Here is a 13,725-nt window from a genome sequence, read left to right as displayed (position 1 = left end):
TACAGCATTACTGGAGGGCGAAATGAAAGAAAATCCATACAATTTCAACGAAATCCCAGCCGAATTAAAAGCCCTTCCTCAATGGATTTTGTGGAAATCGGAAAAACGAAATAACAAGCCAACAAAAATACCATATCAAGCGGATGGTAATGAAGCTCGCTCCAATGATCGTCGCACCTGGTCAACATTTGCAACGGCAGTCAAGTTCTATCTGGAAGGTGAATATGACGGCATAGGGTTCGTTTTCAGCAGACAGGATAACTACATCGGGATTGATATTGATAAGTGTGTTACGGATGGCAAACCAAACGCTTTCGCAACAGAAATCATCGACACTTTGGATAGTTACACTGAATTTTCTCCATCAGGTAAAGGTGTCCATATCATCATTAAAGGGAATCTTCCACAGTCTGTATTAGGGACAGGACGGAAAAACACGCAACACGGCTTAGAAATTTACTCATACGGTCGATACTTTACCTTCACAGGCAATAGAGAAAATTCCAATGAAGTATATGAACGGACGGATGAACTAGCTGAAGTATTCGAGCAGTACTTCGATGACAGTGATATCCAAGGTCGGGTGAATTTAGCTGAATTTGAAAAGGACGAACTAAAAATCACCAACGATTCTCTCTGGGAGAAAATGTTCCGCAGTAAGAATGGTGACGAAATCCGGTCTTTATGCAATGGGAACCTGATTAATGATGACCATTCAGCAAGTGACCTGGCTTTATGTAATCACCTTGCGTTCTGGACAGGTAAATCATCAACCAGAATGGATACGATGTTCCGGGAATCAGGCCTAATGCGTGATAAATGGGACGTTATCCATTTCAGAGACACCAATGAGACATACGGTGAAAGGACGATAGCAAGAGCCATTTCATCAACTCATACAACGATTCTGGATAACAAAGAACAATACAAAGAATTTTCCTTCGACTTTCACGCAGGGGATACAGAAGAAGTTGTGGAGGACAAGCCGAAAAAGAAATTCAGATTAACTGAACTTGGGAATGCAGAACGGATCGCGCACGAATATGGTCATGTAATCAAATATGTAAGTGATATGGGCTGGCTGATATGGGACGGCAAACGATGGAAGCTGGACACCAAGAAAGAAATTGAACGAATAACTGCCAAGGTGCTCAGAAGCTTATATAAATCAGAGGATGAAATGGAAAACAAATGGGCCCGGATGTGCGAGCGAAGGAATATTCGAATGAATAGCATCAAGGACCTTATGCCATTGGTTCCAGGAGAACGTGAAGACTTTGACCGTTATAAATATTTGTTCAATCTCGAGAATGGAATTGTTGATTTAACTACTGGCCAGCTGCAGCCTCATGATCGGGAACTGAGCTTAACCAAAATAACCAATATTGCCTTTGACGAAGATGCTAAATGTCCTGAATGGTTAAGCTTTTTAGACCAAATATTCCAGGGTGATCAAGAGCTGGTTGAATACATGCAACGGTTAATCGGCTATTCCCTTACTGGAGAGATTACAGAACAAATCATGGTCTTCCTGATTGGCGGTGGATCCAACGGCAAATCAACCTTCATCAATACGATTAAGGACCTGATGGGCGAATACGGAAAGCAAGCCAAATCAGATACGTTTATCAAGAAAAAGGAAACCGGAGCAAATAACGATATTGCAAGATTAGTAGGTGCCCGGTTTGTATCGGCAATCGAAAGTGAGGATGGAGAGCAACTATCCGAAGCTTTTGTAAAGCAGATAACAGGTGGAGAGCCGGTGCTGGTCCGATTTCTTCGACAAGAATACTTCGAGTTTATTCCAGAGTTCAAAGTATTCTTCACAACAAACCATAAGCCAGTAATAAAAGGTGTGGATGAAGGTATCTGGCGAAGAATTCGCTTAATACCATTCAACCTGCAGCTCCCGAAAGAAAAGCGAGATAAGAAGCTTCCGGAAAAACTCAGCTTGGAAATGCCTGGGATCTTGAATTGGGCGATTGAGGGTTGCTTGAAGTGGCAGAAGTCGGGACTCAATGATCCAGCAAGCGTAATGAAAGCAACTGGCGATTACAAAGAGGAAATGGATATATTGGGGCCCTTTTTATTCGAATGTTGCTTCAAACGTGAAGATGTCCAGATTGAAGCAAAGGAACTTTACGAAGTTTACTCCAACTGGTGCTTCAAAAATGGTGAACATCAATTAAGAAACCGAGCGTTTTACCGGATTTTAGAATCCCAGGGGTTAAAGAGAGAACGCGGCAACAGAAACAAGTATTTCATCAAAGGTGTTACTTTAATCGAGCGAAAAGATACTTTTTTTCAGCAAAAGTTACTGAATAATGATGAAAATAGCGAAAGTGTTACTAAAAGTAACACCTTTAAATTCTCTTAAAACCCTTATGTATCAAGGGTTCAACATACTTTTTCTTTGTCAAGTGTTACTTTTGTTACTAAAAATATATATAAACAAAAAAATATATATATAAATATATTCTATTAGGAGCGTTAATGCCCAAAATAGGTAACAAAAGTAACACAAGTAGTTCAATCCCTTGTGGCTCTAAGGTTGAAAGGTGTTATTAAAAAGTAACAAATGCTAATTTTCGGCTGTTTTTAGTAACAATTCAGTAGCGTTTTAATAGATTTGAATAACAGAGGTGATAGATTTGCAGGTTCTGAAAATTTTAAGTGATATTTGGAAATCAGGTGCAAATATCTATCTTGATACTGATGATCGCGTAGCAATAAAGAATCAAAAATTAATCCCAGCAGAAGTGATGAAAGCTGCAGAACAAAGTTTCCAAGAAATCGATGCCTGGTTCAAATCTTGGAAGGATGCCAGTAATGAAAAAACCACGTTAATGAAAATGGTTCATCATATCTGTGGCTGGCAGAACAACGATAAATTAAACAACTGGCTTTGCACCGATTTGGAATCTCTTGATTTGTTCAACGAGTGGATGATCGTGCTGGCGAAAAGTGGCTGGAAAGACATCTATGAAGATTATCGGCAATTTGAAAATGAAAAATCCAATGTAATGGTCCAGGAGTTGTTTAAGCGTGCTGTTACATATGCGAAGAAAGGAGCATGAGAATGAGGGAGATTAAGTTTCGAGCATGGGAAAAGCATCTGAAAGAAATTATACCTGTCTATGACATCGACTTTGATTTCAAACAAATCAACACAAATAAAGCATGGAGAAGATTCGATGAAGTTGAACTGATGCAATATACCGGCCTAAAGGACAAGAACGGCAAGGACATTTATGAGGGGGATATTATTGCAACTGATGATTATGCAGTGGCTATGTTGAAGCATTGGGGAAAAAAGACAGAAGAAAAAATATCCCTGTATGAAATTAAATTCTTTGAAGGTAGATATATGCTTTTCGATAAAAACAGTTGGGTTGCAGTTCTGAATCATCATGTTATGAGTAAGGCAAACGAGTTAACTGTAGTAGGCAACTTTTACGAAAACCATGAGTTACTGGAGAAATCAAAATGATTCATTACAGCTACACAGACACCGAGTTAAACAAAATACTCAAAACGCTCACGATCGTTATCGATACCAGGGAGAATGTAAACGGCCATATCCTGAATTACCTTCACCAGAAGGATATACCAATCAAAATTCAAAAACTAGATTCCGGTGATTATGGCTGCATGATTCCGAAAAATGAAGAGCTTGGAATTGCTCGAGACATTTTCTTGAATAGTCGAGTTGAACGGAAAGCCCACATCGATGAAATCACAGGGAATCTCCAGAAGGATACAGCAACGGCTTTTGAAAATGAGTTGATACGCTCGAAGGACATTCCATTCACATTGATTGTGGAAGACCTGCATGGATACGAAAAGATGCTGAAAGGTGAGTATCGCTCGAAATACAATCCATTGGCATTGCTCGGCCGGTTGAATACCTTCAAAGCGAAATACAATTTTGAAATCGTATACCTGGACCAAAAGTATTCCGGCAACTGGATATATCATCATTTTTACTATCAAGCAAAGCATTACCTGAAAACAGGGATATTTTAAAGGATATTGAACTTTCAGAGTGATAAATAGATTAACAGAATTTTAGAGTACCACTTAGTTTCTTGAAACATCAAGGTGAGATTAGACTAAAAAACATTAATTAAAAATTGGAGGAAACAAAAATGATAGTAAAAACAATTCATGGTGCAGGTTCTCATGTAGAAAGTTTTGAAGGGAATATGGTTATTAGTAATTGCAATGTCATTGTAGAAGAAAACATGGCAGAACAACTTAAAGACATTAAAATGATTAGTTCTATTATAAAGCTAAATGACAAGACTATTTATACAAATGAAAAAGGTGAAATCGCTAAAATTGTGGAGACAAAAAGCAAAAAAGAGAAAGATGAAGATTTCTACAAAAATGAAGGAATATCAATTTTTGTTAAAGGTCAAATGATGATTGGTATTCACCCTGATAATTTAGAAAGTAACACAATAGCTTTAAACAACGGAGATTTAAAAATTGATTGGGAATTACTTTTATCAAGAGCTAATGGTACTGAAAAAGTGGAAGCTGATTGGTGGGAGAAAGAGTTAAATAAATATGCTAAGTCAATTATCTCAGTAAGAAAAGATAGATAAAACACCGTAAACCACACTGATAGTTCACTAATCACCTCGAAAGTTGTACAATGATTTTATATCATAATAGACAACTTTCGAGGTGAAAAGACAATGTTAAACTTACCAGAATTTGAAGTATTACTAAAAGAACAAAACGAACACTTTTATCGCTTTACTGTAGAGAGAATCGAACCGCCTTTCATTTGTACCAATTGCGGTGAAATTAAATCAGAATACACTAACCCAGATGCAGAATTTAAAAGGCATCAAGTAAAGGAGCGTACCGTATCCGACATATCGATGCATGGTAAAGCTGTGCGAATCATCATACGCCATAGAAGGTGGAAATGCCCATTCTGTGATGGTACTTTCTACGAGCTTCTTGATAGTGTTGACCGTAACGACAAGGTTACTAAACGACTTAAAGAGCATATGAAAAAGTTAGCTTTAAAGAAACCATTTACAAACATTGCAGATGAATATGGCATATCTCATACAAGTGTTAGACGGTACTTTGAAGAGTATGTAGAGGATATGGAACGTGACCGTTATCTTGTAGCTCCAAGAGTTTTAGGGATTGACGAGGCACATCTCAATAAGACAATGCGTGGAGTGTTCACTGACACCGAGAACTTCAAATTATTGGAGATTACGAAGGATAACACTAAACGTACTGTTAAAGAGACAATACAGCGTATGGAAGGTTACAAGAACATTGAGGTAGCAACGATTGATATGTATTCAGGTTATAAATACGCTTTACAAGAATTAGTTCCTGATTGCTATATTGTTACTGATAAATTTCACGTTATACAGTACGCACAGAGAGCCTTAGACGCTATTCGTATCAAGGTTAAGAAAGGATTACCTAAGAAGGAGCAACGCCTTCTAACTTACGATAGATGGGTTCTCTTAAAGAACCAAGAGGACTTGGAGTTTAAGGAGATATTGAAGCGTAATGAGTGGTTTGAGTTGTTTCCAGAGCTAAAGACAGCTTACTGGTTAAAAGAGGGTTTACGAGACATTTATAAGCTATCTAAGGACAAACAGGAAGCATTAGAACGCTTCACCAAATGGGAAAGCGAAATACCTAATGACATGAAGGAATTTAAGGAAATCAAAAAGACTTTTAACAATAATAAAACGGAGATATTTAACTACTTCGATAGACCATTCACAAACGCCTACACCGAATCAATTAACAATATCATTAAATCGGTAGAGAAGGCAGGAAAGGGGTACTCATTTGACGTGTTAAGAGCAAAGGTTTTATACGGTACAGAAGCAACAATCAAGAAGCCTAAGTATAATGACGAAATGCAATTCAAACGCTTTGATAAATTATGGGGCGGTAGATTTAATACAATTGAGCCTATCACAGTTCAAGCAGATGAACCTACAATTCTGAATTGTGGAGTGGACTTAATCACATTAAGTAAATTATTGGAAGAGGGTGATTTCTGATGGTTTATCCCATCAATTTCACCTTCAAAGTTAAATACCCATTTTAAAAAATATCAAGAAAGTGGGGATAAGATGTGGATAAGTTAGCTGAAATCAAACATGAGGTCAGGGACGGTCGGTTCCGTCTCATTAGTATCAATTGGCTTGTAACCGAAGTGGAAACTCAAAGGGAAGTAATCAAGGAGCTTAGAGGTAAAACTCGCTATAAAAGTTATATGGATATGGCAACTGAAAAGCTTGGGCTTGAGAAAAGTTTGAAACTAGCTCGGGAACAACGCGATCACTACAAGCAGGCTTATGAAGCTGCTTTGAAAGCATTGTAGGTGAACATCATGGGGATAGCTGGAACGGTTACTAAAAACAAACTGCAACAGTCGTTGAAAGTGAACTTTGTTCTGGAGAAGTTGAGTGAATTAGGTGTAACGAAATCGCAGCAAGGTGTTCCCATCAATGAATTAAGTTATGAAGAAATGAAAATCGAATTGGTTCTCGCGTCTTTTCGAGAAATCGATATTCAGAAAGATGAAAATAGGTGGTTCTAATGAAGCCGAAAAAAGTAAATCCAGTCATTGCTAAAGCCAGGGAGGAAGGTTATCAAGAAGGCTATCGCAAAGGTACTCACTTTGGTTTCGACCAGGGAAAATACAGTGCCTGCATGTTATTCGCTGATAAGTTCGACGGTTTGGAAAAAGTACCTGGTATCGGCCCGAAGATGATGGAGAAAATCGTAAATCACTTCGGAAAAGAATACTTCCAGGAGGTAAAAAAGTGAAACTTATTCAGATGTTTGAAATGCAGCAGGCTCTCGATAATCACATCATTGTCGAGCATCCGGAATTAAAAAACAAAGATAATCTCGATTGGAAAGTACTTGCTTTGTTAGTTGAAGTCAGTGAATGTGCTAACGAATGGCGCGGGTTTAAAAAATGGAGTAAGGATCAGGAGCCAAGAACATACAAATCACGCGCTCCATATATGGACTTGGATGATGCAGATTTTTACAACCCGCTCCTTGAAGAATATGTGGACGGACTGCATTTTATTCTATCCATCGGATTAGAGCTTGGATATAAAGTTGAAATTGCGTCTTCCCAACTTAAAGGAACAGTGATTGATCAGTTTATAAAAATCTATGATTCTGTTAGTAATTTGCTCAAGGAAAAAAACAGATTCAGATATTTGGATTTACTGAGTCATTACAAAGGTCTTGGAGAAATGCTGGGTTTCACTTGGGACCAAATAACGGCTGCATACCTGGCTAAAAATGCAGTAAATCATGAACGTCAAAATAACGGATATTAATTAGGAGGGTTAAACAATGGCAAAAGTACAACTTAATCAAAAGGAACAACACTATGCAGACACTCGTGAGGAAGCAGAGGAAATCGTTTCGGCTGCAAAGGAAAATGATTATCTACAAATGCACAAGATCGCTGAGAAATACAACAAGTACGGTCAGTATTTTCTAATCGATTTAACATACGCTTATGAAACTCCAAGAGAAGTGATGGAGAGTCGTCCAGAAAAAGATAGTGCGCCAGAAGGACAAATGAGCATCGATGACCATGAAGGACTTGAGTATTCTGTGGACAGCCAGGGGAATGTTGAAGTGCAAGGCGAAGAATTCTTGCTTGATGATTATGGCGATGATGACGAAGTACCAGAGGCTGAATGATGAAAAACAAAAGAAAACAAAAAAGACGGTTGGGCAAATCTCTTGCCCGCCGTCGGAATGAATCGTTAGCCGTAGCCTGGAGAAACATATTTGTGAAAGCCGGTATTTTAAAAGGTAAATAGTTTCCCAGTAAAAACCAAAAAGCCATGAAGCTGGTGAGGCAACATGGCTTAAAGGCTACTCTTTTTGGTGAGTAAATCAATAATAGAGGATTTAAGCATATCAACGCTTATGGGAATTGTAAATATCAGTCACGAATAATACAAATTCACGGTTTAGAATGGGGGAATTCACTTGAGGTTACAAAACCATATCATATTCTTTTCTGGTGGAAAGAGCAGTTTCTCAGTAGCTGATTATGTTAAAACAACCTTCCCGGATGACAATATTGTTTTGTACTTTACTGACACCATGTGGGAGGATGAAGACCTTTATAGATTCATCTATGAATCCAGTGACAAGTTAGAACTTCCTATGCTGATCCACAGCCGAGGGATTACGCCTCCTCAGTTAATGGTTCAGCAAAAATTCATGGCTAATAATCGGGTGGGAACCTGCAGTAAAGAGTTGAAGATGAAAGTATCTTCCAACTTTTTGAAGAAAGGCATTGTTCCTGAGGTTGAAAAATGGCATAACAGGCATTACCTGAAAGGCGAAGATTTCATTTCTGACGCAACCCTATACTTTGGTATTGGATTCGAGGAAATGCACAGAGAGGGACCAATAAGGCATAACTGGAAGCCTTTTAAAGTTGAAATGCCGTTAATCGAAAATGTTATAGATAATGATGAGATTTTGAGAAAGTACGATATCCGTCAATGTAGGTTATATGACATGCAGTTCGCTCATGCAAATTGCAAAGGGCGTTGTGTGAAGGCAGGGGCTGGTCATTACAAGAACTTGCTGATGAAGGATGAAAAAACCTTCATTGAACTCATGGAGCAGGAAATTGTTATAAGCGACTATATCCGCTATGCGAAGCAACCGGCAATTAGGAGCGGAAAAGTTAAGGATCATATGTACAAAGATGTTTGGGAGTTTGTTAGTACTGGTGAAAAGTCAGCGAAAATCCAACACATTATTGACTCTAATAAGCATACAAAGAATTGGCTATTCGGTAGGGACCATAAAGGACAAGACATTAAAAAGCAATTCACTTTCATGAAAACAAAATCCCTTGAAGAATTGGAGAAAGAACCTGTCCAGTGTGACATATGGGATATCGGCGGCTGTGGATGTTTTGTTGACTTCAATTAGCTTAATCAATCAAACATCCAATAAATTAAATAGTTTAGATGAGGTATTGACCAAAAATGTGACACAGAAAGGGTGATAAAAATGAAGTGCCTTTGTGGTCGTGAGTTGGAAGAAGAAGTGAAGGGAATTGTCACAAAATATAAAGACAAAAGAATCCTTGTCAATGAAGTACCTTACTTCATCTGTCATTTCGGGCATATAAAAATGACGAGATTAACGAGAAAATCAGTAAGGACTTTATTAGAAAAAGCATATGAAGAAGGTAGGACAGAAATTGATTTTACTGCATAGTTCGAGTATGTAGCGAAAGGAGGATTGAAACATGATTCCTTTCATCCAGAAAGGTGATTTAACAAAGTTATCAGGAAAAAGACGAAACAGTATTTGTGGATGTGAAACCAAATGTAAAGTGTTTTTCACCTTTATCACCGATAACAATGATAGTGATTATATTCTGTGTGCTGGCGATGCGAAACAATTTGGCTTTGAAATTCTTGAAATGATAGGTGCCGTCAAAAGTGGAATCATGTTCATTGGTCCGAATCGTGCCTGGACGGGTGAAGAAGAGAGGCTGATTGAGAACTATTTCAAAGAACATGATTGCTTTGATGATAACGGAAGAGTACGTCATGGAATCAACAGGGGGCTCGCTGAGGTATTAGGACGAACAAGAGAACAGGTAAAAGAAAAAGTTAAACGGATGCGGAAGGAAGGCAAATTAAAGGAGGGATTATCATGATTGGCAAAGTAACCGTCTGGAAGATGACTGAGGAAGAACGCCAGGCTTACATCAAAAAATATCCAATCAAATCAACCGAACGACCAAAAGGAAGTTCGTTCGTTTCACTTGAAGCAGATACACACGCCAATATGAAAAAGCGATTCGGCAGCAATGCTTTTATCGAAAAATAAAAAAAGCCAGGAATCCTCCTGACTATACCCAATTCATTTTATCACAGGAGGGATTCCAAAGGTGGGGAAACAAGTTTTGTTTAAACTTCCTGAAATAGACCGGAAACAAACTCAGCAAAATGTAGAAAATGCCATTGAAACCTATCGGATGTATCTAATGACAGTACCAGAAGAACGTTTACCCAAAGTGACAGCTTCTTATTCACTTATCCCTCCTTCAAACACCAATGGATTTCATTCAACAACTGAAGATATTGCAATACACCAAGTAGATCAAGAACGTGAATGTGTGGAATATGTGGAAAGATTCCGGAAAGCTGTTAATAGGTTATCTCCAAAGGAAAGAGAAGCAGTCATTATGAGATACCTGGGAGACGAGGAACTTTACGATTATGAAGTTTATAACGCTATGGGAATGAGCGAGTCCTATTATCACCAGAAGTTCAAACCAAGGATATTTTATAAATTGGCTTTGGCTCTGAAAATAGAAGTCTATAAAAAGAAGGAGGTTTAACAATGGGTTATGCAAAGTCTGAGCAAGAAACAGTCCTGGCTTTTGATTATGATAACAACGTATGGAAAGTATACTCGACGGTTCCGAAACATATCCGTAAATTGATGTCCATCGGAGAAATGGAGATTGTGGAAGAAGAAAACAGCCGACCGATATGTGTAAAAGGTGAATTATCAGAGAAACAAGTTTCTATGAAAAAGCAACGCATTTTATCGGAAGAAGAAAAGGAAAGATTACGTTTAAGGGGATTAGCCATGAAAGAGAAAACAGATTGAGTTTTCCTTAAAATTCATTGAAAGAATAGTTTTTAAAACGATTCAACAACGAATCTAAATTGAATGTTGAATGAGCATTAGGTTTCTAACCTGCTAATATGGTATTAACGAAATATATCAAAGACACGGGCGAGCATCCAATTACTTGGGTGCTTTTTTATTTGGACGAAAGGATGATGGATATGAAAATAGCTGAATGTTTACCAAAGGAACAAAAGCAGCATCTGAACCGTTTACGATCCAGAAGAGAAAAGCCTCCAAATGAGATGACCAGGAAAGACTGGGAAGAAATCATGGGAAAGAATCGGGATACTTACAAACGGGTGAGAGGAGCTGTTAGGAGAAAATGAAACTATGGCATATTAACGAACCTAAAGTTGAATTTGTAAATCTATTCGAAGAGCGTAAAAAAGAGATTGATTATTTGCGTTCATTACTTGATGATGAAAACCTTAATGATGATGTGAAAGAAGAAATTAATCTTTGTATCATCACTATTTTACAAGCGATGTCTAAACCGAGTTTTCTTGTACGTACTGATGAAGAGAGTGCGGGCAGACGTATACGAATGGAAGGTTTAGGTCTTAAATGAAACCATTCGCCCGCAAGTTCTACAAATCAACAGCCTGGAAGAAATGCCGAGAATCCTATTTCAAATCCAAGTTCGGATTGTGCGAAAGATGTGCAGCACCAGGTAAGATAGTCCATCATAAGAAGTACATCACGCCTGATAACATACACAATCCAATGGTCACATTAAACCATGATAACCTTGAGCTGCTATGCCAAGATTGCCACAATCAAGAACATCATAGCAATGGAGTAACAGCAGAAGGCCTTTTATTCGATAATGATGGAAATTTAATTAGAAAATAAACAAGTACACCCCCCGGTTCAGCTTTTTTGGACGACCTCGAAAGGACCGAAGAGGTGAGGTCGGGTGAATACACAAGCCATTTTTGTATGAGGGGGGGTATCAATTTTATGGCGAAATTAAGCAAGAAACAGCAAGATGAATTAATCGCGGATGAAATACAAAGATTTAATCATATTTTTCAATACTTACAGGAAGATAAGAAGCAAGTGGCCCAGCGGCTTATTGAACGAGTTGCTTTTATGACAGTTACTCTGCAGATCCTGGAGGACACAATCAAATCGAAAGGCCCGGTGTATTTATTCAAGCAAGGAGCTCAAGAAATGATTGTGGAGAATCCTGCTCAGAAGTCTTACAATGCCATGATTAATAGGTACACCTCAGCATACGAAAAATTATTCAATTTGCTTCCTAAGGAAGGCTTGAGTGTGGAAGACGAAAGCGATGGATTCGATGAATTCGTGAGTAAAAGATGAAACTAAGAAAACAATATCCATTAGCCTATAATCCCGTCCTTGAATATTGGGCGAAAATTGAATCCGGTGAGGAAGTTGTCGGCCAAAAGGTCAGGCGGATATATAAAAAACTTGCTGCTGACGTGTACGATAAGGATTCTGTTTACGAATACAATGCAAAACGTGCCAATCACGCATTGGAGTTTATAGAGAATTATTGCAAACACTCTAAAGGAAAATGGGACGGGAAGCCGATTGATTTAGAATTATGGCAAAAGGCTTTTGTAGCTGCTACATTTGGATTTATTCATAAAATTGATGGCACTCGCAAATATCGCGAGGTTTTTTTAGTTGTTGCGCGTAAAAATGGAAAGTCTACCCTATCCTCCGGCATCTGCCTCTACCTCCAAGTCGCAGACGGCGAGGGCGGTGCGGAAATTTATGCAGTAGCAACAAAAGAAAAACAGGCGAAAATTGTATGGCTGGAATCAAAACGAATGGTGAAGAAGTCACCTGTTTTATCCAAAAGGATGAAAACACTTGTAAAGGAAATCAATGCTGATTTTAACGATAGCACTTTTCAACCGGTCGGTAGTGATAGCGATACACTAGATGGTCTGAATGTTCATGGAGCTTCATTGGATGAAATACACGCTTGGACAGACAAGAATCTATATGATGTCATTGTGGACGGCACATCGGCGCGTGAGCAACCTCTCATCCTCATGATCACGACAGCTGGTACCGTCCGGGAATCAGTTTATGACATGAAATACGACGAGGCAAAGATGCTGCTCGAAGGTTTTGATGACCCAAATGGTTATAAGGACGACCGTTTCCTTCCTGTTATTTATGAATTGGATAAGCGAGATGAATGGACAAATCCAGAATCTTGGAAGAAAGCAAATCCGGGTCTTGGAACCATAAAAAAGGTTGATAACCTTGAGACTAAGGTGAATAAGGCGAAAGCCAATTCCCTTTTGGTTAAAAACTTGCTTACAAAGGATTTTAATATCAGAGAGACCTCCACAGAGTCTTGGTTATCCTTTGAAGATATTGATAATGAACTAACATATGACATGGAAGAACTTAGAGGGTGCTACGCGGTGGCCGGTACTGACTTAAGTAGTACGACGGACTTAACTTGCGGATCCTTAATTCTTCAGAAGCCAGGGGATGACATGTTATATGTGTTGCAAAAGTATTTTATCCCTGAAGAAATGATTGAGAAGAAAATCCACGAGGACAAAATACCTTATGATAAATGGATTGAGAAAGGTTATGTAAGGGCTACACCTGGTCATAAAGTTGATTATTCTATGGTTACAGCATGGTATATGGAAATGATTAATGAATATGACATTCGACCTTTATGGCTCGGTTATGATAGTTGGAATTCTCAATACTGGACCAAAGAAATGATGGATTATGGTTTTGAAATGGAAGAAGTACGGCAGGGGGCTAAAACAATGTCTCAGCCTATGAAACTCTTAGAAGCAGCAATCAAAGCGAAGAAAGTGAATTACAATAAAAACCCTGTACTCAAATGGTGTCTTTCTAATACCTCAATCAAGATGGATGAGAATGAAAACATCCGTCCTGTGAAGGGACTAAGCCAAAAAATGAGAATAGATGGAGCGGTAAGTTTAATCATCGCTTATGTTGTTCTGCAAAAACATTATAGTGACTATACGGCAATTATCTAAC

Annotated in this window: 23 protein-coding genes; all 23 read left to right on the top strand. The window is 38.4% G+C overall.

Going from position 1 to position 13,725, the window contains the following annotated elements; all coding sequences use genetic code 11:
* The first annotated feature begins 22 nt into the window (after positions 1 to 22).
* On the top strand, positions 23 to 2,377 hold the full coding sequence (locus LC048_RS13720) for a phage/plasmid primase, P4 family (RefSeq protein ID WP_306047946.1): 2,355 nt from the start codon (positions 23 to 25) through the stop codon (positions 2,375 to 2,377).
* A gap of 274 nt (positions 2,378 to 2,651) precedes the next feature.
* Complete coding sequence (locus LC048_RS13715; protein ID WP_306047945.1) at positions 2,652 to 3,077, top strand: hypothetical protein; 426 nt, start codon at positions 2,652 to 2,654, stop codon at positions 3,075 to 3,077.
* A gap of 2 nt (positions 3,078 to 3,079) precedes the next feature.
* Positions 3,080 to 3,490 (top strand): YopX family protein, encoded by a 411-nt coding sequence (locus tag LC048_RS13710; RefSeq protein ID WP_226600467.1) that lies wholly within the window; start codon positions 3,080 to 3,082, stop codon positions 3,488 to 3,490.
* Entirely contained in the window at positions 3,487 to 4,026 is a 540-nt protein-coding gene (locus LC048_RS13705) for an ERCC4 domain-containing protein (RefSeq protein ID WP_226600468.1), read from the top strand. The genes LC048_RS13710 and LC048_RS13705 overlap by 4 nt, the downstream gene beginning before the upstream one ends.
* A 122-nt stretch (positions 4,027 to 4,148) precedes the next feature.
* A complete protein-coding gene (locus LC048_RS13700) occupies positions 4,149 to 4,610 on the top strand; it encodes a hypothetical protein (protein ID WP_226600469.1) in 462 nt (153 codons plus the stop codon).
* A 93-nt stretch (positions 4,611 to 4,703) separates the two neighbouring features.
* Positions 4,704 to 6,056: an ISL3 family transposase gene (locus LC048_RS13695; RefSeq protein ID WP_226600470.1), complete on the top strand. Its 1,353-nt coding sequence runs from the start codon at positions 4,704 to 4,706 to the stop codon at positions 6,054 to 6,056.
* Between the two features lie 74 nt (positions 6,057 to 6,130).
* Entirely contained in the window at positions 6,131 to 6,379 is a 249-nt protein-coding gene (locus LC048_RS13690; RefSeq protein WP_306047944.1) for a hypothetical protein, read from the top strand.
* A gap of 9 nt (positions 6,380 to 6,388) precedes the next feature.
* Positions 6,389 to 6,598, top strand: a complete 210-nt coding sequence (locus LC048_RS13685) for a hypothetical protein (protein WP_226600472.1) — start codon at positions 6,389 to 6,391, stop codon at positions 6,596 to 6,598.
* Positions 6,598 to 6,828 (top strand): hypothetical protein, encoded by a 231-nt coding sequence (locus LC048_RS13680; protein WP_226600473.1) that lies wholly within the window; start codon positions 6,598 to 6,600, stop codon positions 6,826 to 6,828. The genes LC048_RS13685 and LC048_RS13680 overlap by 1 nt, the downstream gene beginning before the upstream one ends.
* Positions 6,825 to 7,358, top strand: a complete 534-nt coding sequence (locus LC048_RS13675; RefSeq protein WP_226600474.1) for a dUTP diphosphatase — start codon at positions 6,825 to 6,827, stop codon at positions 7,356 to 7,358. Before LC048_RS13680 ends, LC048_RS13675 begins: the two co-directional genes overlap by 4 nt.
* 16 nt (positions 7,359 to 7,374) lie before the next feature.
* A complete protein-coding gene (locus LC048_RS13670; protein ID WP_306047943.1) occupies positions 7,375 to 7,731 on the top strand; it encodes an organic solvent tolerance protein OstA in 357 nt (118 codons plus the stop codon).
* A complete protein-coding gene (locus LC048_RS13665) occupies positions 7,731 to 7,853 on the top strand; it encodes a DUF3983 domain-containing protein (RefSeq protein WP_226600476.1) in 123 nt (40 codons plus the stop codon). Before LC048_RS13670 ends, LC048_RS13665 begins: the two co-directional genes overlap by 1 nt.
* Before the next feature lie 172 nt (positions 7,854 to 8,025).
* Positions 8,026 to 8,988 carry a hypothetical protein gene (locus LC048_RS13660; protein ID WP_226600477.1) on the top strand — a complete coding sequence of 321 codons (963 nt, stop codon included), beginning with the start codon at positions 8,026 to 8,028 and terminating at the stop codon, positions 8,986 to 8,988.
* An 81-nt stretch (positions 8,989 to 9,069) separates the two neighbouring features.
* The gene (locus LC048_RS13655; protein ID WP_226600478.1) at positions 9,070 to 9,279 is read left to right on the top strand and encodes a hypothetical protein; all 210 of its coding nucleotides are present in this window, start codon (positions 9,070 to 9,072) and stop codon (positions 9,277 to 9,279) included.
* 31 nt (positions 9,280 to 9,310) lie between these two features.
* Complete coding sequence (locus LC048_RS13650; RefSeq protein WP_226600479.1) at positions 9,311 to 9,727, top strand: hypothetical protein; 417 nt, start codon at positions 9,311 to 9,313, stop codon at positions 9,725 to 9,727.
* Positions 9,724 to 9,900, top strand: coding sequence for a hypothetical protein (locus tag LC048_RS13645; RefSeq protein ID WP_226600480.1), 177 nt, complete (start codon positions 9,724 to 9,726; stop codon positions 9,898 to 9,900). Before LC048_RS13650 ends, LC048_RS13645 begins: the two co-directional genes overlap by 4 nt.
* A gap of 61 nt (positions 9,901 to 9,961) precedes the next feature.
* Positions 9,962 to 10,414 (top strand): ArpU family phage packaging/lysis transcriptional regulator, encoded by a 453-nt coding sequence (locus LC048_RS13640; protein ID WP_226600481.1) that lies wholly within the window; start codon positions 9,962 to 9,964, stop codon positions 10,412 to 10,414.
* 2 nt (positions 10,415 to 10,416) lie between these two features.
* Positions 10,417 to 10,689: a hypothetical protein gene (locus LC048_RS13635; RefSeq protein WP_226600482.1), complete on the top strand. Its 273-nt coding sequence runs from the start codon at positions 10,417 to 10,419 to the stop codon at positions 10,687 to 10,689.
* A gap of 182 nt (positions 10,690 to 10,871) precedes the next feature.
* Entirely contained in the window at positions 10,872 to 11,039 is a 168-nt protein-coding gene (locus LC048_RS13630) for a hypothetical protein (RefSeq protein ID WP_226600483.1), read from the top strand.
* Positions 11,036 to 11,281 (top strand): hypothetical protein, encoded by a 246-nt coding sequence (locus LC048_RS13625; RefSeq protein ID WP_226600484.1) that lies wholly within the window; start codon positions 11,036 to 11,038, stop codon positions 11,279 to 11,281. Before LC048_RS13630 ends, LC048_RS13625 begins: the two co-directional genes overlap by 4 nt.
* Complete coding sequence (locus tag LC048_RS13620) at positions 11,278 to 11,565, top strand: HNH endonuclease (RefSeq protein WP_226600485.1); 288 nt, start codon at positions 11,278 to 11,280, stop codon at positions 11,563 to 11,565. The genes LC048_RS13625 and LC048_RS13620 overlap by 4 nt, the downstream gene beginning before the upstream one ends.
* Before the next feature lie 108 nt (positions 11,566 to 11,673).
* Positions 11,674 to 12,039: a hypothetical protein gene (locus tag LC048_RS13615; protein WP_226600486.1), complete on the top strand. Its 366-nt coding sequence runs from the start codon at positions 11,674 to 11,676 to the stop codon at positions 12,037 to 12,039.
* Positions 12,036 to 13,724, top strand: a complete 1,689-nt coding sequence (locus LC048_RS13610; RefSeq protein ID WP_306047942.1) for a terminase large subunit — start codon at positions 12,036 to 12,038, stop codon at positions 13,722 to 13,724. Before LC048_RS13615 ends, LC048_RS13610 begins: the two co-directional genes overlap by 4 nt.
* Position 13,725: the final 1 nt, after the last annotated feature.

Origin of the sequence: Mesobacillus subterraneus, assembly GCF_020524355.2 — a bacterium.
Lineage (GTDB): Bacteria > Bacillota > Bacilli > Bacillales > Cytobacillaceae > Mesobacillus > Mesobacillus subterraneus_C.
Note: the sequence above shows the minus strand (reverse complement) of the source record. Positions and strands in the feature narration are given on the sequence as shown.